Below are 24,652 nucleotides of genomic sequence, written 5' to 3'. Positions count from 1 at the left end.
ACCCCGAGGCCGGAAAGTCCGCCATGCCTGTCGGGTCGGGTGGCCGTGTGTGCCGAGCTTCAGCTGAAGCTCCCCCACCCACGCGCACGGTGAGCCCTCGCTACCACGATTCCGCTATACCCTGTTGCTCGACGTCCCCGAGTCGGGGCTCGGGCAAGCGGGACGGGTCATCCCAGAGCAGGCTGAGATGGTTGCCGCAGTGGTCGTCCGCGGCGCCCACGGTGTCGGCCTCCTTGCGGGCTCGTTGCACTGCCTCGGGAAGTCGAGACAACGGCGTCGTTCGGACGAGCTCGGCCAGCTGGCTGTGGTCGGCGTGATCGCCTCTGCACCAGACCACGGCTGGCACGCCGGCCCAAATCGCGGCGCCCAGCACGGAGTCCGCGGCGAAGTGTTCCGGTGGCGGTGTGCCGTGCCATGCGACGCACACTGGTAGGTCGTTGGAAAGTTCGCTGTGGAGGTGCTGCGGGTCGCGGCCGTCCTCCTCGGTGATCCATCGGACGGCCGCGTCCGGGTGCAGGCCGCTGTGCTCCTGCAGCCAGCGCCACTTCGCGCGCCACTGCTGACGCAGTGGCAGCGACGTCGTGCGCAGACGATCCAGGCTGCGCACGACCACCGGGTAGTAGAAGCCGAGCCGGCTGCGGTACGGCGTGCCGGAGGTGATCAGCCACTTGTCCACGGGCGTCACCAGCAGGCGGTGCGGCAGAATGAACTCCACCATCGGCTCCACGGTGCCCGGCACCAGCAGGCTGTCGCAGTCCAGCAGCGCGCGGTCGAGGACGTCCGGGATCTCCTCCAGCGTGTACGAGTGGTCGTCACGTGCCAGCAGCTGGCTGTCGGTGTCCAGCCACAGCCACACCGACACCTGGAACCGGTTGTGGTCCAGGCCGTCCTCCTCGACTTGCACCAGCAGCGAGGCACGCCCGCCGGGCTTGCTGGTGTGGAAGTGCGCGCTCTCCCGCGCCGCGGCCAGCAGCTGCGGCGGCAGTCCGCAGCGCCACACCACGTCCGCGTTCCAGCGCCGCAACGCCTGCGCCGTCTGACCGCGACCGTCCACAGCGGCCGCGAGGTACTCCACGAACACCAGCAGCGGCGGCAGCTGTCCCGGCGGCGTCATCATGTTGACGAGCTCGTCCACCACGCCCAGCAAGTCATTCGGGGCCGACTCGACTTCCAGTGCGTGCGGCCCCATGGCCGCCCGATACAAGCTGGTCAAGTCCACCTCGGACGTCAGCGGCGCCAGCAGCTTGCGCAGGTCCGCGCGCTCGGCGGCGTGCAGGATCTCCAGCGGGATGTGCGCGGCCACCAGTTCCGCCGCCTCGTCCACGCGGTAGTGGCCCGGGCTGATCAGCCGCAACGCGTCCACCAACTTGCGCAGGCCCCCATAATGCCGCTGGCACTCCTCAATCAGCGCGATCGTGTACAGCCGGTCGCTCGCCTGCATCGGCACTTCGAAGCTGGGGCCCAGCCGGTTGCGCAACTCGGACACGAGCAGGCCACGGGTGCTCGGATCGTGCAGGTCCTCCACCTCGAGCAACAGCGCCACCAACCGGTTGCGCACGGGTTCCGGCAGCTGCGGGCGGCCGGCTAAGCTGCCTCCGAAGGATTCCGGCTGTGCCTTGAAGCCTCCGAGGGATCCTGGCTGTGCCTTGCGGACGAGGCCTGAGAGGGTCCGAACGGTCAAATCCCTGACCGGCCCGCCGATGGACACGTCGGTGTCCGGCACTGCCGGCACGATGCGATGGTGACGGTGGCCGCCTACGGTCCAGCTCAGTTCGACCAGTGGCGGGGATGTCGCGGGCACGGTGATTACCGCGTGACGGTCATCGAGCTTGCGGACATCGGGTGATAGGAAGCGCACCCCGTTCGTCCCGGTCGCGAGCGCGACCCGGACGTTTGCGTGGCCTGTCTCGTGGCGTGGCACCAACCATGAGAGATCGTCGGGCAGAGCGTGACTTCCCGGCCGGACGCGGCCGATCGGGATGCCGGTGCGCAGCGTCGTCGCGACTTCGATCTGATGGCCGAGCGGGCTGCCGGTGATCTCCTCCGGCAGCCGCGTCCACGCCTGGGTGACCCAGCGAGCCACCTTCATGCCGCCGTCGGCGTGCGTCACCATGGCCTTCAGCACTGGACGCAGATGCGCTTCGAGGTCGTGGCCACCCGCGACCCACAGCCACACGAGGTCTTCCTCGTGTCGCAGCGTTGAAGGCCAGTTCTGGTGCAGCCGGGCCACCAGTGCACGTGCCCGCCGCCCCAACTCCGGTTGGCCGGCCAGCTGGCGTCGCAGCACGGCGATCGCGTCCGGGTCGAACACCACACCCGTCGCATTGCGGGTCAGCACGATCGGACTGAACCACAGCGCAGCCTCAGCTGCGATCGGCGCTGTCGGCGCCAGCAGAAGCCTGGCATGGCGCAACAGGGCGGGTTCGATCCGAACCGCCAACGACAGAGCGCGGGCGAGTTCGGGGAATCCACCGCACGGCGAACGCCGGACCAGGTCGGCGCCGCGGTCAAGGTCGGCCATGACGGCCTCCGGGGTCGTTCAGGTCGTCCCACCGAACGACCCGCATCAACGGCGTGTCCGGTAGAGCGGATGGGGAGAGCACGACCAGCCACCCACCATGGTCGGCAACCGTCCGAGCGACCGCTTGCCATTCGACAGGGTTGAACCTGCTCTGCACGCCGATGACGACCACCAGCGCGCCCAGTCCGGGGGGCCGCCAGTCTCGAGACGCGCCAGTGAACGGATCGGGGTCGATGCCGAGCAACGGGGTGCCCACGAACGTGTGCAGCTCACTGCCGTCCGGCCCGACCACTTCGAGTAACCGGTCGATGAAGAACGCGACGTCGTGCTGGTAGGGCTGCATTCCCTCGCCGTGGTCGACGAGGATTTGGACCAACGACGCCGGCCGGCGCGGCGCGAGTAGCGGCAGCGGATCGATGGCCCGTGCCTGGGCCAGGCAGTCGACCACGCCCCGTACATCCAGGACCCGCCGCTGACCGTCCACGGTGACCAGGTCAATCATCGATGCACGCACCAGCATCGGATCCACCGGCGGCGGCACCGGGTTCTCCAGAACCGCCTGCGTGGGCACGGCCAGTGCCGGCAGGAGATCGAGCCAGTCCGGTTGCCGCGCCGGCTCGACGGTCGCTTCGCCGATGAAAGGCTGAAAGGGGCCGAGCACCGGATCTGGTTCGGGCTCCGCACCATCGTCGGACGGCGACCACAACGCGTCACCCGAGGGTTCGGGCGGCGCCGTGCGAGCGAACGGCCGCTCCTCCGCCATGTCGTAGCGTGATGCGGGCGACGGCGCGATCAAGCCGAGCAGGTCGAGGACTTCGGCGATGTCCTCGCGGCTCGACGCGCCGAGGCGGGTGATCGCCGCGAGGGCGTCCGCGAACGATATCTCGCCACGGTCGTCAGCCGAGGAGGTCATGGCTCGCCTCCTCGGGCAGCTGCGGGTCCTTCCACAGCGCCGCCTCCATGATCGAGAGCCATGCCGGTTCGCCGGGGCGCACCCCGAGCCGCAGACAGGCCCGAACGGTGTCGACGTATTCCGCGGTGGAGGGCACCCGCCGGCCCAATCGGGTCGCCGCCCGCCGCAGTCGGTGGAAGACGGCGGCCACCTCCTCGTAGAGGGCATCCGATCGGACACCGAAGTGGGCCCGAGCCACGGAGACGAAGAACTCCGTCGAGTCTGGCGCCAGATGCAGGTGCACGCAGCGCCGCACGAACGCCGGCGGCAGGCGCCGCTCCCCGTTGCTGGTGATCACCACCAGCACCTCGTTGCGGGCCGTCACCCGGACGTCGCCGAACGCGGTGAAGGCCCGTTGGTCCAGCGGTTCGAGCAGGTCGTTGGGCAGGTCCGGGTCGGCCTTGTCGATCTCGTCGAGCAGCACGACGGTGTGGTGGACGTCGCCGGACACGCCCTGGCGCGGATCGCTCAATCCGACGCCCGGGTCGATCCCACCGCCATGGCCGCGCCGCACCGCCGACTCGGCGTCGAAGGCCCACCACAGCACGCCCGGCCGTAGATATGCCCAGTCCGGCCCCAGCCGCTGGACCTGCGCGTCGGCGAGTCGGCGGACGAGGTCAGCGCCGCAGGTTAGGTCGGCCAGCTCGGTTCGTGAGGTGAAGACGTGCTCGAGGTAGACCCAGCCCAGCTCGGCCGCCACGCCGCGAGCAAGGCTCGATTTCCCCGATCCGGGCGGCCCGGTGACCAGCAGCGGGCGGCCGACCGCCATGGCGACGTTGACCGCGTTGACGGCCCGCCGCTCGGAGAACCGGTAGACGGGCCGGTCCACCTGCGGGTTCCCGGTGACGTTCGTGAGGTCGACGTCGGTCGTTGCCGGCGCGAACAGCGGGCGGTCGAACATCTTCGGTCCCCTCGGTTGTCACCAGAACCCGTTGGCGGTGTTGAGCGTTTCCCACGCGGCGTCGAAGTCCTCGCACACCTGGTGTTCGGTGGTCTTGGCCAGTTCAGGGAGCACCCACCGGGTGCCGACGACGTCTCGGACGGCGTCTCCGTGCGGGACGAAGTAGATGAAGCTGATCCGGGCGAAGCGGCGTCTGAGCTCGGCGACCACCTCACCGTCGGGCATGGGCAGCGCCACATGCACTCGACTGCCGGATTGACTCAGCCGCCGGTCCACCTCCGCGTCACTCAACGGCGGCGAGCCTGGACTGTGCAGCCGTTCCCGGAACACAGTGCGCAACTCGGCGGCGATGTCCTCGACGGAGTCGCCCGCGGTGATCGCGTTGAGCACGAACACGCGCGGCGGCCGGTCCGGCAGGTGCGCGGCCGACATGTAGTGCTGCAGCACCGGAATCGGTCGTTGGCAGTGTATGGCCAGGTCGGTGTCGGCCAGGAACCCGGACGCCGCGTCCAGGTCCACCCACAGCGGCGCGACCAGTTCGATGATCCGCCGGATGTCCTCGGTGGGGAACGCCTGTCCCAGCTTGGTCAGCGTGCCGGCGATCCGTGAGAGCATCGGCGGCGGCTGGCGCAGCATCCACCGGCCGATCGCCTCGGCCAACGCCCCGTGGTGGTCGTCCAGGTCCAGCGGCAGGCTCCCGCCGTCCAGATCCTCCCAGAGCAGACGACACCGGGTCAGCGGCGCCTTGGCCAGGAGTTGGGCGATGTCCGCGACCAACACGTCGAACGGTGACGGCGCCAGGTCGACGCCCAGCGCGCGCAGGTGTCGCTGGACCGCAGCCGCGCAGCCGACGATGTCGTCCGCCGTGAGCAGTTGGTAGCGGGTCAGGTCGAGGGGCGCCCACGGCGCGAGCGAGCGCAACTTCTGGTCGGTGACGTCGTCCAGCAACACCGGCACCACGGGAAACCGCGGATTGCGCTCACGGCGCCAGGTGAGGATGGTCGCTTCCTTGAGGACCCACCAGCTGTCCAACGCGTCCTGGGTCAACAGGATCACGGCGGCGTCGCAGTGCGCGAGCATCGCGTTGATCCGTGACCGCCAGTCGTCACCGCAGGTGATCTTGTCCCGATCGTGGAGCACGTCGACCGCGTCCTGGCCGGCGCCGAGCGCGGTGACGAACTCCTCAAGTCGGCGGCGCGCCCGCTCCGAGTGCGAGCTGTGGCTGACGAACAGCCGCGCCATCCGCGATCCCATAACCAACGCACGATACGACACCACTGCGGGCCCGCGACCCCGTTTGGCGTTCCGATTCGCCGAATCCGACCCAGCGGCGGGAAGTCCGCCATCAACGGCGACGATCCTGCGATAATTCCCGTCCACCAGCGAGACCCTGCTTCCGACCAAGACGGCGGTGACCTTGTATGGCCGACCCCCAGTCCAACGGCGCTCTGGACGTCGCTGATCTACCTGGCCTGTTCCAGGCGGCGGACGGTGCCTCGGGACAGGAACAGCGGAGCTACTTCCGTTCGACGGCGTTACGCCTGGGCCTGGCGGTGCTCGCGGCGACCAGCGGCGCGGTGACGCTGGAAGTCCAATCGCGCGGGATCGACGCCGCGGCCATCGTGACCACCTTGGCATTCGTCGGTGTGCTTGTCGTCGACGTGTTCGAACTGCAGACCAGGCCGGGTGTCGGCTGGTATCAGGGCCGGGCGCTCGCCGAGTCGGTGAAGACGCTGGCCTGGAGGTATGCCGTCGGCGGCGCGCCGTTCCCGGTCGACCTCCCGCCGGAGGAGACCGAGAACCGTTTCCTGCACCGGCTCGAGTCGTTGCTGCGTGACCTGCCGGCCGTCGTCACCGCACCCAGCCGTGCCCCGGCGATCACCACCGCCATGCGCGACCTGCGCGCACGTAGTCTTGCCGAACGCCGGCAGGCCTACCTGACCGGCCGGATCCACGATCAGCAGAACTGGTACGTCACTCGCGCCGACCAACACGGCCGTCGCGCCAACCGGCTGCAGACGGCTGGGCTGCTGCTGGAGATTCTCGGTGTCGCGGCCGCGCTCTGCGAGGTCCTGCGCATCGTGACGTTCGATCTGGCCGGGATCATCGCGGCGACGATCGCGGCGCTCGCCGCCTGGATGGCCGGCAAACAGTACCGGGCCAACGCGACGGCATACACGCTGGCCAGCCACGAACTCGCGATCATCCACGCCCGTCTCGAACTGCCCGTTCCGGAAGCAGAGTGGAGCGAACTGGTCGCCGACGCCGAAGCCGCCATCAGCCGGGAGCACACCACCTGGCGCGCGTCCCATCGGCATTGAGCCACGTGTGCACGACGTCGACTTCTCTCACTCGCAAGCAGTCCTCCTTGGCGCGGCGCACTACACCAACGGCCTGCCCGACATGCCCGCCGCGCAACAGAGTCTGCATGCGGTGCGGAGCACGCTGATCGGACCCCGATGCGGATGGCCGAGTTCTCGGGTCACGGTGTTCGAGGATCCCGCCGACCACAGGACACCACACATCACCTGGTTGCTGAGTGAAGCAACCGATGCGGTGGTGTTCTACTACGCCGGCCACGGGGTGTTCCTGGAGGGCGGCCGCCTGGGTTTGGCGTTGGCCGACAAGGTGTTGAGGTTCGACGACCTGCGGCCCGCACTGCGCGCCCGAGCGGTGCTGGTCATCCTGGATTGCTGCTTCTCGGACGTCGGTGAGTTCGCCGATATCACCGAGTTGGCGGACCAAGTCGAACGAGCCACCCGTTCGGACGATGCGGTCACGCTGGCGTTCAGCCTGGCCAGTCGGGAGGCGGTGTACGACGACCGCGCGGATGGCTTGACCTACTTCACCAAGGCCGTCGTGGAGACGGTCCACCACGGCTTGCCGGGAATCGGCGCCACACTGTCGGTCGCCGACATCCACCGCGCCGCGGCGGATCAACTGGCGGGTCTGGACCTCGCTGCCGGCGCGCTTCGCCCGGACCCGGTTCAACTGGACGGGAAACCCGCCGGCCAGTTGGCATTTGCCAGCAACGCGCCGTCGCCGCTCCCGGAACACCGGGAGGGCCCAAAGCCACCGGTGGCCAGGAGGGACGAGCTGTTGGCGATCTTCGAGACGCACGCGCCGCAGCGGGTCTCCGTGACCGCCAATCTGCTGTTGGCGGTGGCCGCGGGCGTGTTCGGCTGGGACGCCTGTGCCCTTGCGGTGTCACGGAGCTGGGAGTGGGCGCTGATGGGGATCATGCTGTTCGGGATGACCCTCGGCGAGATCCACGTGCCGTGGTGGGGACGCGCGGCACTGACCGACGAGGGGCTCGTACTGCACCGAGGTCCGGGCCTGGCCGCACGGGTACGGGCCCCCTGGTCCGGCATTGCCGCCGTGCTGTGGCGGGACGTCGCGGTCGAGCGGGTGGTGATCGGGCGGTTGCCGCAGGGCCGCACCCGGGTCACGCTACACATGTCGCCGGAGACCGCGGCCAAGGTGTGGGAATCGGTCCCGTTCAAGGGATATGCCCACTATCGCTACGGGTTCGGCCAGGCCAGGTACCGGGACATGGGTGTCTCCTGGCCGCTGGGCGATGTCGACACGCCGGTCGAGGACGTGGCGACCGCGTTCCGGGCGAGCCTGCCGGAGGACGCCGCGATCGTCGCGGTGCCGGACGACGTCCCGGCGCCCGCCTACCCGCGCCCCCGTGTCTGGGCCGCGGTGATCTCCATCCTGTTCTTCGGCGGCGTCGCCACCCTCCTGGCGCTCCTTGGCTGACGTCTGCGCACCCTGCGGCGTAGCGAAACGATCGCCGTCGCGGCGCGACCGAACCACCGACACACAGAGAAAACAAGGACAAAGGCCACCACCATCCCCACCATCATGACCACGCCGGCACCGGCGCCGATGACCATCCGCACCGGGGCCGCCAGCAGCCACGGCCACCCGTCGAGCACCAGGTCGTCCGGATTGGCGATGAGTGAGCTGGCCCCGATGAACGCGCCGAAGCCGGACAGGGACATGGCCAGCTGCGCCCACGTGACATCCATCGGCGACCCGCGCTCCGGTCGCGGCTCGTCCGGCTGGACGGCCGGCGGCGCGCCGAAGACGGCGTCGTGGGCCACGACCACCTCCCTGACCAACGCCAGCAACCTCGCGATGTGTTCGGCGTGGCCGGGCAGGCGCACCGCCCGCGGCCCGACGTGCAGGGTGAGGTGGTCCGCGGTCACGGTGCCGGCGGCGAGTTCCAAATAGGAGATGAATATCTGGCCGCCGTCGTGTCCGATGTGGACGGCCCGGTCGGTGAGCCACACGCCGGCGACGCCGAAGTCCGACCGGCTGCGCAGCAGCGCGATCACCGGATCGACCGCCACCCACCCGTCCGCCCCGTCGGTCACCACCCACGCGTCCCGATGGGACACCCTGGGCGCGATCCGCAGCTTCACCCGGAACGGACCGGGAAAAGACGGGGGCGCCGCCAGCAGTCTGTCGCGAATGGCCATCGCCCGGCGTTCCAGGAACGCGTCCGAGCTCGGCGCGCCGTCCCGCGCCGAGAAGACCTGTCGGCCACCGACCCACAACCGATAGTCGTTCGCGTCGACCAGCAGCCGGGCGACCGGCCCTCGCCGGCCCAGCCGGAACTGCCGGTCCAGGCATCGCGGGCCACGGCCGACGACCCGCCGCTTCACCAGGACCGCGGCGCGATCACCACGATACGACCGGTACTCGACAGTGTGGCGCTTGCGGCCGTCGCTGACCCAGAGCAGGAACTCCACGCCACCGGTGCGAGCGCGCCGCGCACGCCAACTGGTGTCCGCCGACGATGCCGGCATTGTGCGCTGCCGCCAGCGCCATACCGTGAACCGGCGCCGAATACCGTTGGCCTGCGCGGTGATCCTGGTTCGGCAACCGCGGAGCACCTTGAGTGTCCACGCGACGAGGCGGCCCGGCTGGGCGACGCCCGCGCTGGCATATACGGGCGCCAGCGCATGGGACAGCGTGCTGCCGACCCAGTTGCGTGGGCTGGCCGGCACCTCGCCGCCGTCCAGATGACACAGGTGGGGCGTCCAGTCCGGCTGGAACCAGATCACCGCCTTGGTGTAGGTGTTGGCCCCGATCGCGTGTGTCGCACCGGTCGGTGTGTAGTCCGGCAGGCCACCCCGGAACTCGGAGCCCACCGACTCCCGGAAGTCCCGGTACTGCCTGCTGTCCCTGCTGACCAGCAGGATCACCTCGGTCGGCCGGTCGCGGGCGACGATCTGCTTGACCTCCCAGAGCAGGTTCGGGCCTGGACCGGCCGCCAGCACGACGAGGTTCGCTCGCTTGAGCGCGGCCAGCACCTGCTTCTGCCAGTCCTCGTCCGAGGCGAAGTGGCGCTCCGCGCCAGCCTGGGGCAGCGTCTCACCCGGCCGTCCGAGCGCCACCATCCGGCCGAACGGGGCGAGCGCGCCGGCGATCTGCTCCTCCTCGGTCCGTGTGCTGCCGCCGTAGTCGATGGCCTGCGGGCCGCTCTGCTGATGGGCGAACCCCTCGTCGTCGGAGAAGGAGCGCAGGAACAGCACGATGCGCTGGTCCTCGGGCAGGTCGTCGAGCCCGGTCAGCACCCTCGCCAGGTGACGGCGCCCGGCGCGTGCGGCGGTCCGCCCGAACCCCAGCAGGATCCAGCCCAACGCGCCGTAGACCAACGCCCTTGCCGGCGACGCGGCGGTCTGATCGAACCACGGCAGGTGGTCCTGTCCGGCGCGGGACTGGTCGGCCAGCAGGATCAACAGGCCGAGCACCGCCGTCGGCCAGCCGACCAGCCGCAGCACCCGGCCCCGCGCCGCGGACTGCCGGACCTCGGTGGCCGGCCGCGGCTCGGTCGGTCGGGCCTGTTCGGCAACCATGGCCCGCAATGTAGGAGACGGCGGGCCAGGTCCGCTGGACAACGGCGGTGAGGTCAGCCGTTTGCCGGCACACCGCACAGGAAAGCCGTTAGGGTGGCCACGGCTCGTTGCGGATCAGGGTCGAGGGGGCACCGGTGAGCCAACCAGAGCAGGTGGCGCAGTACAACGCGTTCATCTCCTACAGCCATGGCAGCGACGGCGATTTCGCGCCCGGTTTTCAGCGCCGGCTGGAAGCGTTTGCCCGCAAGGGGCGCAGCGCGCGTGCACTTCGGGTGTTCCGTGACGACGCGAACCTCGCCGCCAACCCTGACCTGTGGCACAGCATCGAGGCAGCTCTGTCCACTTCGGAATGGCTGGTGCTGCTGGCCTCGCCACGGGCGGCAGATTCGCCCTGGGTGGGCCGGGAAATCGAGTGGTGGCTGCGGCACCGCTCGCCCGAGCGCATTCTGATCGGTCTCACCGCCGGTGACCTGGACTGGGACGCCACAGCCGGTGACTTCGCCGCCCGCAGCACCGCTGTCCACCCGGCACTGCGCGGCTGCCTGCGCAGCGAGCCGCGGTGGATCGATCTGCGTGGACTGCGGGAACTGGCCAAGCCCGACGATGACGATCCCCGGGTGCAGGAAGCGCTCGCGGAGTTCGCCGCGCCACTGCGTGGGGTCGAGAAGGACGAACTGATCGGGGAACATCTTCGCTGGAAGCGGCGCGACCGGCGGCGGATCCGGACCGCACTGGCTGTGTTCGTGGTGCTCTTCCTAGTCGCCTCGGTGGCCGGGGTGGTCGCCGTCCAGCAGGGCCAGCGCGCCACCGCGCAGGCTCAGGTCGCCACTGCCCGGTTGCTCGCGGCCACGGCCGTCAAGGACTCCCCGACAGACGCGGCCCTGGCCCGGCTACTGGCCGCCGAGGGCTACCGCATGGAGCGCGACTCGCAAACCGTGGCGGCGCTGTTCCAGACCGTCAACGACAACCCCGACCTGGTCCGCCAGCACACGTTCCCCGCGCCCGTCACCGCACTCACGGCGTCGACCGGCGGAATCGCGCTCGCCGGTACCGCCGACGGCCGACTGATCCGCTGGGACCCGGCGAAGGGAACCACTTCGGAAGGGCGGCTCGGCACCGTCCCGGTGACGGATGTCGCGGTCAGTGCGGACGGCGCCGTGGCCGCCGCTACCGATGGGCAACGGGCGGCGCTCTGGCGGGTGGGTTCGGCGCCGGTCCTCCTCGACCAGGACCAACCGGCACACGTCGCGGTCTCCCCGAAGGGCACGACCGTCGTAGTTCTGAACTCGCCCACGGCTCAGCCCCACCGCCTGGCCACCTTCACTGCCCCGACCGGGTCACGACGTGGAAGCACCGAGCTTTCGGACCCGTACTGGGACGGAGTCGGCTTCCCCGACGAACAGACCATCGCGGTGACCAGCGGCGCGGGGAAATGGCTGCGCCTGCGGCTTGCGGACCTCGCGGTCACGGTCCGGCAAGAGGAGCAGATGGCCCCCACCAGCATGGGCATCTCCGCCACTTCGGACGACGGTTCCTTCACCGGCTTCCTGGCCGGCTGGGCGATGGTCTTCGGCACAGCCACCGACCAGACCGAACCCGGAATCTCCGCGGTCGCGGGCGCCTACACGCCCAACGTCCTGGCAATCCGCCGTGACGGCAAGGAGATCGCCCAGGGCGGCGGTGGTCACCTCTGGTTGTCCGAGGTCGCCGGAATGAACGACAACCGCGGCAACAGGGAACTGGTCGGCGCCGGAGGCGCCGAGCACGTCGCCTTCGTCGGCGACTCGAAGCGGCTGATCACGTCCAAGGGCGCCACCGTGTCGGTCTGGGATCCAGATCAGCGGCCTCGGCTGCGGCTGGACACCAGCAACCTGAATGTCCCCGACACCTCCGCCGCTAGCGGCCCCATCCGCATGGCGGTGTCACCCGACGGCACGCGGGCGCTGCTCGTCGGTGACGGCGGAGATGTGCTGCTGCACAATCTTCGGGGCGGGCCTGACGCCGGTGTCACTGTGACAAGCCCGCAGCGGGACGTCTTTCCCGCCTTCCTGGCCGACGGCACGCCGGCATTGATCGGGAAGGTCGGCTGCGGGCTGTACGCGGTCCGGGGTACCGGCACCGAGAAGTTGCTCAGTGGCCAGGGCGTGGCCAACCTCGCCGCGAGAATCACGTCCGACGGCCAGAATCTCGTGTGTGTCAGCGCATACGGCGGGATGTCGGTGCGCCGACTGAGCGACGGCGAGTACATCTACAGTCATGCCAGCCAGGACCAACTCCTGACAAAAAGCTCCGGCAATGTCGAGGTCGGCCTGGCTGCGATCAGCGACGACGGTCGGTATGCGGCGTGGATCGCGGGAAAGGACAACGGCGGCGGGCAACTGACCGTGGTGGACAGCCAGGAGAAGCGGACCACGACTGTCCCCGGCATTTCCAAGACGGTCGATTTCGCCGGCGACCGGCTCCTTGTCTCGCACGCCGACGGTTCCCTGGACGTCCGGGATCCCTCGGGCAACTTGATCCGCACAATCCCGGGCGGCGTCGACTTCGCCAGCCCGATGAGTTGGGTCCCAGGCTCGCCGTATGTCGGCCGGGTACGCAACGACGGCACCGTCGCAGTCATCAACATCGACGACGGGACAACGCTCGGTGTGCTGCAGTTGGCCCAGGTGAAGGTCACGTTCGCCACCGCGCCCTGGTATGCCACCGCCGTCACCGGGGTAGGCGCGACCGGCGAGCTGCTCACCGCGAACCCCGGGGGCTCCGTCGCTCGATGGGCAGCCAGCGAACAGTCATGGCTCACGCGGGCGTGCCAGTTCGCCGGGCGGGATCTCCAACCCGAGGAATGGCGTGATGTGACGGGGGCCGACGCCCCGGCCGATCTGCGCTGTCAACGGTGACACGGCCGCAGAATCATTGCCGACAGGCGAGATCATCCGGCGGTGAGTCGTTCACTTGTCCGCGCCACTCGTCCACGGTGAGGTCCCGGCCCGCGGTGGCGCAGGCCAGCCGGACCCAAGCACCAGGGTCGAGTTGCCAGCGGACAATCGCGCCGTCCGCCGATGCGCTGACCAGCTCCCGCCCGTCCTGGCTGGCCGCGACCGCCGTGGAGTCCCAGGCGGGTTGTCCGGTTGAGCGGATGGGAAAGGGCAGTGGGAAGGAGCCCAGCGCCGCGCCCGTGTCGCTGTTCCACAGCTCCACGGTGCCCAGGTCGTTCAGACGGGCGACAAGCCGGCCGCCGGGTATCGCCGTGATCACCGGGGTGTAGCCGGCGTCCGCCGGGATCGTGCGTACGAGCTGAGTTCCGGCGGTGTTCCACACTTCCAGGCTGTTGTCGGAACGGGTGACCAGCAGACGGTCGTCAGCCGCCGCGACCGACAGCGCGGCGGAACCGGGCAGCGCGTGTTGCTGGCCGGTCGCGGTGTCCACGACATGGACGACGCTGTCCGAGCCGACCAGGTAGACGGTGGTCAGGTCGGCGCTGATGGCGGCGTAGTTGCGCGTGCCGAAGCTGTTGGCGCCGATCTGCTGTTGGCCACCACCGACACTGGTCAGCACCGCACCGTCGGACATTCGCCGGACCTGGATGTCGCCATGGTCGCTGACCACCACTACGCGCTGGCCATCCGGGGACACTCGAGCGGCGACGGGTGTGTTGGCGTTCGGCGTGTGCCATGCACCCTGGAACTGCCCAGCGGACCACTGGACAGCGCTGTAGCCGGCATCGCTCGCGGAGCCGATCAGCAGCAGTCGGCTGCCGTCCGGACTCCACACCGGAACCGCGTCGGTGAACGGGGCGGTGACCATCACCGCGGGTGGGGATGCGCCGACGTTCTCGACGACGAAGTTTCCCTTGCTGCTCGTCAGCGGGCTGTCGGTGTAGTCACCGGACAGCGCGATGTGCGTGCCGTCCGGCGAGACGCTGATCAACGGCTGGTCGCCGGCGTTGGACGTGTCCGTCGCGTCCACGGCCGGGCCGGTGGTGACACGGGATGTCTGATCGAGATCCCAGAACATCAGCGTCGAGCCGCTCGCTGAGACGAGCTGGTGACTTCCGCCGACAAACGTGATCGCGTCGACGTTGCCGGTTCCGGACAGCTGCTGCGCCGGGTTCTCGCTGTCCCCGCTCGTGGAAGCGACGTAGAGCGCGCCACCACCGGAAACAGCCACCTCCTTCCCGTCGGTGCTCACAGCGAACCGGTCCGGATACGCCAACGGCACCGCCGCGGTTGGGTTCGGGCTATTGCTGGAGCCAGCCGGAGGGCTGGTCTGGTCGGCGATCACGTTCACGGTGTCGTACTTTGCCCACACCGAATAGCCGGCATCGGCTGAAAAGCCACAGCAGTAGTAGGCATCGCTTGGTGTTCCCAGTTGCGCGCCGCTGTCAGTGACCGTCAGCGAGGCCACCGACAGGTGGCTCCAGGAGCCGGCGCCATTCGCAGTGTTCAGGGTGGTGTCGTCCGGCAGGCCGATCGCGAACCATGCGGGGTCTGCCGCGGTGCTGCGGAGAACGTGACCGGTGGCGCCGTCGAGGACGAGCAACTTCCCATCGCCGGACGCGCTCTGCTGGATGGCCGCGATCGTGTTCCCCGATGGCGAGATGGCCAGAAGCTTGTGCTGCTGCGGCAGCGAATCCGACGGCAGAACCTGGGGAATCGGCAGCACGACCGGTTGCGCGCCGTTGTCGCCGTTCCAGATGAAGATCTTGCTGGCGTCAGACGCGACGATCCGCCGGCCGGTGCCGTCGACGGCGATTCCAGTGATCTTTGCGGTGCCCACGCGCACTTGGCTGATGGCGTCATGGTCCAGATCCCAGCGGAGCAACCGGCCGTCATTTGTCCCCGCCACCACCACGCGCGCTGTGCTTGCCCCTGCCACTACTCCCATCTGCGCGCCGATCGGCAGCATCCGCACCAGATGCGGGCTCGCCGTGACAGCCTGGAACAGCGCGGAACGGGTCTGTGCGTCGTCATCCATGCGGTAGGCGGCCACCGCGTACAACTGCGCGAGATCAAAGTGGTTGCTGAGGTCTGACACCGCCAGTGCGGCCAGTTGCCGTGCTGTCGCCACCCGCGCCTGGTTCTGCGCGTTGTTCCGCTGGCTGACCGCGATCAGGGCCGCCACAACGGCGATCACCAGGAGGATGGCCAGGGTGGTCACGCCACCCCGGGCCAGCCGCATCGTGCGGCGATGTTGTCGGATGTGCTCGCCGACCAGGAGGTCCTTGGGGGTGTGCCGGATTGCCGCGGCGACGTCCGCCACGCAGTCCCGCAGTCTCGGGTTGTTCCGGTCGACGTTGGTGGTGTCCCGCAGCCACCGCAGGTCCACCCACCGTGGCTCCTCGGACAGCGTGCCCCGCAGTGCCGGCGGCAGCGAGTTCGTGACAGACCAGTCGACATCCGATCCCTGTTCGTCCCAGGCCAGTTCGCCGCCGGTGAGGACGATCAGCAGGCTCTGCGGCGAGCGATTGGTCAGCCACCACTGCACTTCACGGTCCACCCACGGGGATCCCGCCGCGTCCGGGGACGCCATCAACAGGAACCAGTCCGACCGGGCCAGCGCCTGTTCGATCGATGTCCACAGCCCGGGGTTCGCCGTCAGGCTGGCGTTGTCCCGGAACACCCGTAAGGAGCGAGTTTGGTACCACGGTTTGGCGAACCGCTCCAACTCGCGCTGAAAGGTCGGTGCGAGGACACCGTCCAATGCGTGGCTGTACGACATGAAGGCGTCGTATGTGGTCGGGCTGGCGGCCACCGGACCTCCCCCTCTGCCTCCGTCGGCCATGCCCGCCATGATTGATCATTTCGAGGCGATGTCAATCCACCAATGCGGTCGTCGCGGTGTGTCGCTTGGTGTTCCAGGAGCCAGACCACCGCAAATGCGGGACAACCGCCCGCTGCCGCGTGTCACCATGGTTCATGGCTCGCGTGTACGTCTCGTCGACCTTCATCGACCTGGAGGAGCACCGCGAGGCGGTACGCACCTCCATACGGCGGATGGGACACGAAGACGTCGCCATGGAGTACTACGTGGCGGAAGACAAGCGGCCCGTGGACAAGTGTTTGGCCGATGTGCGTTCAGCTGATCTCTACGTGGTGGTCATGGCGTGGCGGTACGGGTTCGTCCCCGATGGGCACGGCGCGTCGATAACCGAACTGGAATACCGGGCGGCTGTCGAGGCGGACGTGCCGGTTCTCGCGTTCGTGCTCTCCGAGGAGCACCCATGGCCGCCCAAGCTGATGGAGCACAGCCCCGATGTCGTCAGGTTCCGCGACGAGTTGCTCGACGCGCACGTGGGTGGGGTGTTCACCAGCACGGACGACTTGGCCCGGCGGGTGAGCGAGGCGCTGCATCAGTGGGGCGAACTGTCCGCTCCGTCCGTGGACTGGGGCGTGTACAGGCAGGCGATCGTGGAGCACTACCGGTGGGTGCGGCTGTCCGTGATCGCCGGCGCGCACGAGAAGCGGTTGGCGAGGATTCCGCTGACCGACGTGTTCGTGCCGCAACAGGTGGCGCTGGGCCGTCCCGACTACGACCTGCCACAGGACCTCGTGGAGTCCTCCGATGCGCTGCACGTCATCGGGCGCGCCGCACGTCAAGTCGTGCTGGGCGGACCGGGTAGCGGGAAGAGCACCTTGTTCCACGTCACCATGCTTGCCCTCTGCGATCCGGCCGCCTCAGAGGACCGCGTGCCCGTCTTCTTGACCGGACACCAGGTCCCGCTGCTCGTCGAGCTCCGTCAGTACGTGCTCAGCGGCAGTGCGGATTTCGTCGCCTACCTCATCGACACGACGATGGCGACACTCGGCGTGCGGTTGGACGAGGACACCGTGGTGGACCTGCTCCTGGACGGCGAGGCCGTGGTGCTGTTCGACGGTCTGGACGAGATCTTCGAGAGATCCAAGCGTGGTCGGGTGGTCGACCAGTTCCGCGCCTTCGTGCGGAGGTTCCCACGGGCGAGCGTCGTGGTGTCGTCCCGGATCGTCGGCTACGACGAGACGGAACTGGGCCTCGCCGGCTTCGAACACCACACACTGCTGGATTTCGGGCTTCGCGAGGTGCGCGAGTTCGTCCCCCGCTGGTACGAGCACTACACCGTCCAGGGCGAGGACCGGGATGCCAACGGCCTGATCAGGCGCATCACCGACAATCCGCGCCTGCTCGAACTGGCCGGCAACCCGTTGCTGCTGACGATGATGGCGGTCATCTACAAGCACTACGACCTGCCGGAACGACGCTGGCAGCTCTACGCCCGCTGCATCGGCGTGCTGTTGGAGGACTGGGACGTCAAACGGAAGAAGATCGACACCAAGGAGTTGCTCCGGCTCGACTTCGTCGTAGGCGCTGACCAGAAGGCCGAGATCCTGCACCGGGTCGCGGTGCTCATGCTGACGGTCGACGCCACTGATGGCGTCCGGGAGCTGAACGCCATTCAGTACAAGCCCTTGCGCGACACGGTCGCGGCATACCTGGTGTCGCAGTACGACCGGTCCTCCGGCGAAGGACGCGCTCTGGCGACCGAGATCGTGAACCACCTGCGCGAACGCACCTACGTTCTGGCCGAGACCGGTGACGGCGTCTTCGGATTCGTCCATCGGACGTTCATGGAGTACTTCGCCGCGAGCCAGGTCCTGGCGGAGTTCAACCGTCGCAAGGCCGACTACCGGTGGCTGACCGACGAGGTGTACGGCAGGTACGCGCACGACGATCGCTGGCGGGAGCCGTTGCTGCTGCTGTCGGGAATGCTCGCCGGCCAGGGCTCCCCGATCCGTGAGATCGTCGACGCACTGGAACGACTGCCCAACGGCCTGGTGTTCGCTGGGTGGTGTCTGGCCGAGACCGGACAGATCCGCCCCGAGGACCGGCGTTGGGCGTCTCAACTCCTGAGCCGTGTCGTGGCGGCGATCCGGCACGCCGAACCGAGTCACCGCGGCATCGCCGGCGATGTGGACCGTCTGATCGCCGCGTTCAGCCGCTTGGTCGTGTTCACACCCGTTTCGGACGAGGTTCACGCACAGATCGAGATGCTGACCGACTCCAGGTCACCGACCGAACGGGTCGTAGGCTGGCAGCTCAATGTCGCGTTCGGCTCTCGTAACGAGCGGCGCAGGACCGCGATCGCCGGGCTCGAGCACCGCGACGCGGCCATCCGCCAGGCGGCAATCTCCGTTTTCGAACGAGACTGGGCCGGAGACGAGGACGTCTTTCGCGCTTTCCTGCACGTGCTGCACCAGGACCGCAGCACCAAGGTTCGTGAGTTCGTGCTCGTGGCCTTGCACCGCGGATGGCCGCGCAGGCGGATAGTCCTGGAGACGCTGCGCTCCCGGACCGGTCGCGACACGTCCACCTCGCACCTCGCTTGGCTGGCCACGCACCTGGCCACACACTGGGCAGGGGACGCTGTGGCCTGCGAGCTCGTGCTGGAACTCACCCGCCACCCCACCACGGACGAGTGGAGTTCGCAGCGGGCGGCGCTACGCGCAGCTGTTGCGGATGCGCTGGTTGACGGCTGGGCACGGACGGAGGACCTGTGGGACATCCTCAACGACAAGGCAAGGGAAGATGACCTCTCTGTGGCAGGTACCGCTGTCCGCGTGATGCTCAGGGTCAACCGGGAGGGGACGCTCGAATCCCTTTCCCCCTTCGGGCTGCGATCAATCAAGGACGTCCTACCGTACGTGGTGGAGGGATTCACCCGGGATCCACATATCGTAGGCTGGTTGCTCGACCTCGCCTACGACGTGGACATCAAAGATGAACTCGCCCGACTTCTCGTACGGGCCGCGACGCGCGACCCGGACTGCGAGCTGGTACTCCACGCACTGACGTCGATCAAACAACGATCGACGTCGAGGGCGCTCGCGAAGGAAATCCTGGGTGCTGTCGCCTCAAGACATCATCGCCGTGCCGCTGCAAGAAGCAAACGCGACGAAGAGCACTGGATCCACGCGGTGCACGCAGCATCAGTGCTGACGGCTGACGCCGCGACGACGTACTGGTCCAAGCATCAACATCAATTGGCCGCATTGAGCAACGCCTTACTCTCCGCGATTCGATCGGATGACGCCGTCGCCCTTGCCGGACTGATCCAGCTGGTCCGGTCAGTGCTCAAACCAAGTCTGGTCGGTACCGACTTCCAGGCTCTGCGCACCGCGCTGAGCCGAGCGGAAGAGGTGTTCGCCGGCCGGGCGAACGAGCTCGACGTGCCCTCACCGCCAGAAGGCGGACACCGCGGCGGCACAAGCATGCGCCCTCGCAAGGCAATCCCGTGATGGAGGCATCGACGCCGCCCTCCGGTCCAAGGCCAGGGCGGTGGCGGCGACACTCGCCGAGGAGGACGGCCCCGGTCAGGTGCTGCGCGTCGTCGAACGCGTCACGAGTACACGGTGACGACGTCCTGGCCGGTTTCCGCGGCCATGTGCAGGATGTCGTTCACCAGCTCCAGCATCTCCTCCGATTCCGGGTCGTCCGCGTCGGCCAGCGGCTCGTCGCCGGCCTCGTCCAGCGCGGCGACGGCGGCGGCCACCTCGTCCCGGGTCAGCCAGCCCATCGACGGGTAGCCCGACCACTGCGTGCCGGCCAGCGGCCGCTCCACCAGGTGGGCGGCCGCGTCCCGGCCGATCAGGCCGCCGAGCACCTCATCGACGAAGTGGTCGCGGAACCACTCGCCGCCCGCGGAGCTGTGGTCCACGGCGTCCACGGGCGCGCCGAGCTCGCGGAGGTATTCGACCGCGCGCTTGGCGACGACCTCGGTGTCGCCCTTGTCGCCCTGCTCCTCAAGCCGCGCGGTCAGCTCGTCGAGCGGGGCCGTGTAGAACGCCAACGTGTAGCTCATCGGATCCGTCCAGTGCGTCGGGTCAGTGCTGTTCACCGTAGCCGTGCTTGACCTTGACCACAGCGTGGTCCTGCGGATTGAGCGCGGTGCCCACCGGCGTGTACTTCACGGTGCCGTTGGTCTGGGCGTCGAGGATCGTCTGGCCGATGTGGTTGCGGCCGTCGGGGATCTTGGAGTGGGTCATGGAGTGCGCGACGTCGGTCAGGTAGCGCTGGCTGCCCTGGTCCATGCGCATGGGATTGGCCACCCGGTCCGCGTGCGGCCGCAGCTCACCGGTGGTGTGGTCGTACTTCTGCACCCGGCCGTCGACGTCGCCGCCGGTCAGCTCGGAGGTGCCGCCCTTGGCCTCCACCACGTGCAGGTTCCGACCGTCCCAGTGCACGACGTCGGAGACGTTGGCGCCGTTGAAGGCCACCGCGTCCGGCCACGGTTTGCCGGCCTCCATCTTGTACTTCTCCGGGTCGAGCGGGTTGGCCCGGCTGGCGGTGGTCATGCCGATGTTGTCGTTGCCGGTGGTCTTCTTCAGGTAGTCCACCGCCCCGGCCTCACCCATGGCCTCGGAGGTGTTCTTCTTCTGCTTGGACGTGGCCTCGAGGTCGGCGAGGGTCTCCTTGTGCTTGTCGACGGCCTCGTGCTGGAGGTCGGGGTTGACGGTGTCGCCGGCCTTGTAGGTCCTGGGTGTCCTGGTGGAACCGGTGGCGGCGGCGTTGCCCGCGTCGTCGGCGGCCCGCGGGCGCCTCCTGCCGGTCTGGGCCTCGTCGCCGGAGCCGCAGCCCTCGTCGGGGGTCAAACCCAGCGGATCCTTTGCCGCCAAGGGGTTTGCGACGTACGCGGCCGGGTTGGGGGCCGGTTCCAGGCCGAGCGGGTCCTGGCTGAGGTAGCGGCCGGTGGTCGGGTCGTAGTACCGGAAGACGTTGTAGTGCAGACCGGTCTCGTCGTCGCGGTACTGGCCGGGGAAGCGCAGCGGGGTGGGGCCGGCCGGGCCGGCGCCCCAGAGTGTGGTCGTCGCCTGCCAGGCCACATCGCCCCGCTCGTCGAAGAGCCGGGTCGGCGATCCCAGCTGATCGGCGACGATCGTGTAGGACCGGTCCTCCTCCTGTTGGACCAACGGCCGGTCGTCGTCGGGATGGTGGTGCCAGGTCGTCACCCGCCGGCCGGCCCCGTCGATCCGGATCTGCTCGACCAGCACCGTGCCGTCCCAGACGAATTCCACCCGCTCGTCGGAACCGACCCGCTCCTTGGCGATCCGCCGCCCGAGCGGGTCGTACCGGTATGCCCACCGGGTGCCGTCGGGGGTGGTCACGCCGGTCATCCGGTCCAGCGCGTCCCAGCTGTAGCGCCAGCTGTCGGCGCCGCGGCGGCGAGTCACCAGCCGGCCCTGGGCGTCGTGCTCGAACTGCTCGTCACCGGCGCTGACCAGCGTGTTTCCGTCGTACCGCAGGGTGTTGTCGCCGGTGGCGACGAGGTTGCCGGCGATGTCGTAGCGGTAGCGCTCGATGCGGTCCGGCGCGGTGACCTCGGTGACGCGGCCGCCGGCGTCCAGGTCGTATCGCACGGATCCGCCGACGGCGTCGCGGGTTCCGACCAGCTTGCCGTCGGCGCGATAGTCGTAGGACTGGTGGTGCACCTGCCGGTCGGCGACCTCGACGGCCTGGCCGGTCAGCCGCCGGTCGGCGTCGTAGGACTGCCGGACCGTGACGGTGTCGTCGACGATCCGGGTGGTCTCGTGGCCGGCCTCGTCGTGCTCGAACCGCAGCGCGTGCTGGCCGACGGCGAGCGCCGTCGGGTTGCCGTCGGCGTCGAAGGACCACTGGCTGGCCACGCCGGCCGGGGTTTCCCGGCGGATCCAGCGGTCCTGCGGGTCGTAGGCGAAGGAAACCGTGTGGTCGTTGACGGTGTGCGCGACGACCCGGCCGTGGTCATCGCGCTCCACCCGGACGACGGCGTCGTCATTGGCGGCCTCGACGAGCCGGCCGACCGGGTCGTAGCGGTAGCGGGTGGTCTCGGTCGGGGTGCGCCGCTCGGTGACGGCCCCGAGGGCGTCGTAGCCGTACTCGACGACCTCGTTGGCGCCGTTGACCGAGCGGATCAGCTGCCCGGCGGCGTCGTAGGCGTAGTGGAAGCGGCGGCCGTCGAAGTCGGTCTCGTGCACCAGCCGGCCGGCGGCGTCGTGGTGGTAACGCCAGGTCCGGCCGTGCGGGCCGGTGACCTCGGTGAGTCGCAACTCGTGGTCGTACTTGAACGTCGTGCGGGCGCCGGTCTCGTCCACCACGGCGGTGAGCTGGTCGAACGGCCCGTACTCGCGCCTGGTGACCCGTCCGAGCACGCCGACGTGCTCCAGCTCGTTGCCTTCGCCGTCGTACGACCAGCGCTCGTTGCCGGCGGGTCCGGCCCGCCAGGCCGGCTGGCCATCGACCGTCCAGCCGAACCGGGTCTGCCGGCCGAACGCGTCGTTGGTGAACCTCGGTCGGCCGAACAGGTCCAAAGTGGACCGATCTGGCGTGCGCGCGACGGTCGGCGACGCTTCGCCACCGGACCCAAGGTCCTGGATGCCGCCGACACCGATCGGATCGGTCAACGGATCCGGCCCGGTGCTGGCGTCGTAGGTGCGCCGCCAGCCGTCGACCTCAATGGTCAGCCCGCCATCGGCCTCGCGGTGCAGGGTCACCCGGCTGCCGTCCGGGCGGATCACCGCGGTCGGGTCGTCGTCGGTCTCGTACTCGAAGCGGGTGGTGCGGCCGAGCGGGTCGGTGCGCGACAGCAGGCGGTGGTGCCGGTCCCATTCGGACACGGTGATCTTGCCGAACTGGTCCGTCTCGCGGGCGACCTGGCCGGACTCGGTGAACTCGTAGGTGGTGCTGTGCCCCAGCGAATCGGTGAAGGTGGTGCTGCGGTCGCCGTAAGCGAAACGGGAGTCGAGGAAGCCGCCCGAGCCGACGGTCCGCGCGCAGCGGCCGTTCTCGTCGTAGACGTATCGATACCAGGTGCCGTTGCGGTCGTCCCAGCCGCTGAGCCTCCCGTCGGCGGCATAGGCGAAACGCGTCGACCGGCCGGACGAGTTGGTCAGTGTGGTGAGCCGGCCGCGGTCGTCGTAGCCGTAGCGCAGCACCAGCACGTCCATGTCGTCGCCGAGCACGTGCAACTCGGTGACACGGTTCTCCGTGGCGAGCAAGCCGATCCGGTACCCGGCCGAGTGCCGGATGCCGACCGGCGCACCGTCGGCGTAGTCGAAGTCGACGCGGTTGCCGTCGTTGTCGCTGACGGCGCTGATCCGCACCACGCCGGCGTCTGTCGGGCCGGCGAAGTGCAGCTGGCGGCCGGTCTCCGGCACGGTGATCCGGTAGTCGCCCTCGCCGGTGTCGGTGGCCAGCGGCCAGCGCGGGCCGGAGATCGGCACCACGTCCGCGCCGGGCGCGGGATGCGGGTAGCAGAGGATCATGCCGTCCGGCGCGAAGTAGCAGACGCCATCCCGGTCCACCTCCACCCGTTGGTCCACGGTGGACGGCCAGGACGGGCCGAACCAGCCGCCCGCGGTGTAGGACGACAGATACGTGCGCTCGAACACCAGCGCGAGCGGCTCCGGCAGGGTCACGTCGCGTTGCCGGATGATCACCGTGCCGGTCGCCGCGTCCACCGGGTCGGTCAGGCACTTCTTCTTGGCGCCGGGCAGCGAGCTGTCCGTCGGCTTGGGCGGGCGGTTCTTGCCGTTCGGCGGCACGCCCTTCGGCGGCGAGCCCTGGTGGCCGCTCGCGTCGACCTTCGGCGGCTCCTTGCCCTTGCCGCCCTTGCCACCGGCGCCCACCGACTTCGGCGTCCGCTCGCCACCGGAGCCGGGGAGCTTCTTCGTCCTGTCCTCGGGATGGTGCTTGAGCAGGCCGTCGCGGCCCTTGAGGTCGGCGTCTTCGTGCAGGTCACCGGTCTTGCCGAGGTTCTCCCCCGCCTTGCCGGCGACCCGGCCACCCTCCTTGAACACCTTGCCGGTGACCTCCACGCCGCGGCCCATCGCCTTGGCCACCACCGCGCCGACGCCGGACCGGTCGCCGCTGGCGTGCTGCACCAGGTCCTGCCCGGCCGTCTCCAGCTTCTGACCACCCTGCGCGATCTTCTCGCCGAACTCGGACAGCTTGCCGCCCGAGCGCCGTAAGTGATCCGGATTCGTCTCGATCTTGCTCAAGGCCGGCCTCCCCGAAGTCCCGCACCACTTGTATCAGGTGCGGCCGGGCGGCACCGGCGAACACCGGTCCGGGCAGCTCTGAACCGGTCAGGCGGACCCACCGAGCCGCCTGGTCGCCAGGTGGACGACGGACATCGGCACACTCACGCACAGGCCGATCACGCACTGACGACCGTCGCCAGCATCCAGATGCCGGCAACGAGGAACGCGGCCGTGAACGCCAGCCACCAGGCCCCGAGCCGGCGCAGGCCGGTCATACCGTCGGTGACGGGGACGTCCGGGCACTGCTCCCGCACTTGCCGTAAGGGAAGATCGGCCTTGTCGCCCAGCCTTCATCCACAGTGGACGGCGTCGTGAAGTCCGAAAGGGACTTTCGGGCCGAGGCGTGAATGATCGGGCAGT

The 24,652-nt window shown here is 69.1% G+C and carries 13 protein-coding genes; 4 read left to right on the top strand and 9 right to left on the bottom strand.

Annotated elements, in window-relative coordinates; all coding sequences use genetic code 11:
* Nucleotides 1-100: 100 nt before the first annotated feature.
* The 4 genes from JJ691_RS10100 to JJ691_RS10085 are packed head-to-tail and all read right to left on the bottom strand — an operon-like array spanning nucleotide 101 to nucleotide 5,616.
* Nucleotides 101-2,521 carry a VMAP-C domain-containing protein gene (locus JJ691_RS10100; protein WP_211768513.1) on the bottom strand — a complete coding sequence of 807 codons (2,421 nt, stop codon included), beginning with the start codon at nucleotides 2,519-2,521 and terminating at the stop codon, nucleotides 101-103.
* Complete coding sequence (locus tag JJ691_RS10095; protein WP_211768512.1) at nucleotides 2,508-3,434, bottom strand: hypothetical protein; 927 nt, start codon at nucleotides 3,432-3,434, stop codon at nucleotides 2,508-2,510. Before JJ691_RS10095 ends, JJ691_RS10100 begins: the two co-directional genes overlap by 14 nt.
* Nucleotides 3,418-4,374: an AAA family ATPase gene (locus JJ691_RS10090; protein ID WP_211768511.1), complete on the bottom strand. Its 957-nt coding sequence runs from the start codon at nucleotides 4,372-4,374 to the stop codon at nucleotides 3,418-3,420. The genes JJ691_RS10095 and JJ691_RS10090 overlap by 17 nt, the downstream gene beginning before the upstream one ends.
* An 18-nt stretch (nucleotides 4,375-4,392) precedes the next feature.
* On the bottom strand, nucleotides 4,393-5,616 hold the full coding sequence (locus JJ691_RS10085; RefSeq protein WP_211768510.1) for a toll/interleukin-1 receptor domain-containing protein: 1,224 nt from the start codon (nucleotides 5,614-5,616) through the stop codon (nucleotides 4,393-4,395).
* Nucleotides 5,617-5,795: 179 nt separating this feature from the next.
* On the opposite strand from JJ691_RS10085, the gene JJ691_RS10080 reads away from it, so the two are divergent.
* Both JJ691_RS10080 and JJ691_RS10075 read left to right on the top strand, forming a co-directional pair.
* Nucleotides 5,796-6,695, top strand: coding sequence for a DUF4231 domain-containing protein (locus tag JJ691_RS10080; protein WP_211768509.1), 900 nt, complete (start codon nucleotides 5,796-5,798; stop codon nucleotides 6,693-6,695).
* Between the two features lie 7 nt (nucleotides 6,696-6,702).
* Nucleotides 6,703-8,136 (top strand): caspase family protein, encoded by a 1,434-nt coding sequence (locus JJ691_RS10075; protein WP_211768508.1) that lies wholly within the window; start codon nucleotides 6,703-6,705, stop codon nucleotides 8,134-8,136.
* Here JJ691_RS10075 and JJ691_RS10070 read toward each other — a convergent pair.
* Nucleotides 8,052-10,244, bottom strand: coding sequence for a hypothetical protein (locus tag JJ691_RS10070; protein ID WP_211768507.1), 2,193 nt, complete (start codon nucleotides 10,242-10,244; stop codon nucleotides 8,052-8,054). The genes JJ691_RS10075 and JJ691_RS10070 overlap by 85 nt on opposite strands.
* 134 nt (nucleotides 10,245-10,378) lie before the next feature.
* Between JJ691_RS10070 and JJ691_RS10065 the strand changes: the two genes are divergently transcribed.
* Nucleotides 10,379-13,141, top strand: a complete 2,763-nt coding sequence (locus tag JJ691_RS10065; protein ID WP_211768506.1) for a toll/interleukin-1 receptor domain-containing protein — start codon at nucleotides 10,379-10,381, stop codon at nucleotides 13,139-13,141.
* Between the two features lie 13 nt (nucleotides 13,142-13,154).
* Here the strand turns inward: JJ691_RS10065 and JJ691_RS10060 are convergent, their stop codons facing one another.
* Nucleotides 13,155-15,503, bottom strand: coding sequence for a WD40 repeat domain-containing protein (locus JJ691_RS10060; protein ID WP_249227807.1), 2,349 nt, complete (start codon nucleotides 15,501-15,503; stop codon nucleotides 13,155-13,157).
* Between the two features lie 590 nt (nucleotides 15,504-16,093).
* Here JJ691_RS10060 and JJ691_RS10055 point away from each other — a divergent pair.
* Nucleotides 16,094-19,513 (top strand): DUF4062 domain-containing protein, encoded by a 3,420-nt coding sequence (locus JJ691_RS10055; protein ID WP_249228210.1) that lies wholly within the window; start codon nucleotides 16,094-16,096, stop codon nucleotides 19,511-19,513.
* A 101-nt stretch (nucleotides 19,514-19,614) separates the two neighbouring features.
* Here the strand turns inward: JJ691_RS10055 and JJ691_RS10050 are convergent, their stop codons facing one another.
* The 3 genes from JJ691_RS10050 to JJ691_RS10040 form a co-directional block, all read right to left on the bottom strand.
* Nucleotides 19,615-20,112 (bottom strand): hypothetical protein, encoded by a 498-nt coding sequence (locus JJ691_RS10050; RefSeq protein ID WP_211768503.1) that lies wholly within the window; start codon nucleotides 20,110-20,112, stop codon nucleotides 19,615-19,617.
* Nucleotides 20,099-24,250: a DUF6531 domain-containing protein gene (locus tag JJ691_RS10045; protein ID WP_211768502.1), complete on the bottom strand. Its 4,152-nt coding sequence runs from the start codon at nucleotides 24,248-24,250 to the stop codon at nucleotides 20,099-20,101. Before JJ691_RS10045 ends, JJ691_RS10050 begins: the two co-directional genes overlap by 14 nt.
* Nucleotides 24,251-24,408: 158 nt before the next feature.
* Nucleotides 24,409-24,546: a hypothetical protein gene (locus JJ691_RS10040; RefSeq protein WP_211768501.1), complete on the bottom strand. Its 138-nt coding sequence runs from the start codon at nucleotides 24,544-24,546 to the stop codon at nucleotides 24,409-24,411.
* Between the last annotated feature and the right edge of the window lie 106 nt (nucleotides 24,547-24,652).

It is taken from the genome of Kutzneria sp. CA-103260, from assembly GCF_018263855.1.
GTDB lineage: Bacteria > Actinomycetota > Actinomycetes > Mycobacteriales > Pseudonocardiaceae > Kutzneria.
The sequence above is the reverse complement of the archived record's forward strand: the minus strand, read 5'-3'. Positions and strand labels throughout refer to the sequence as shown.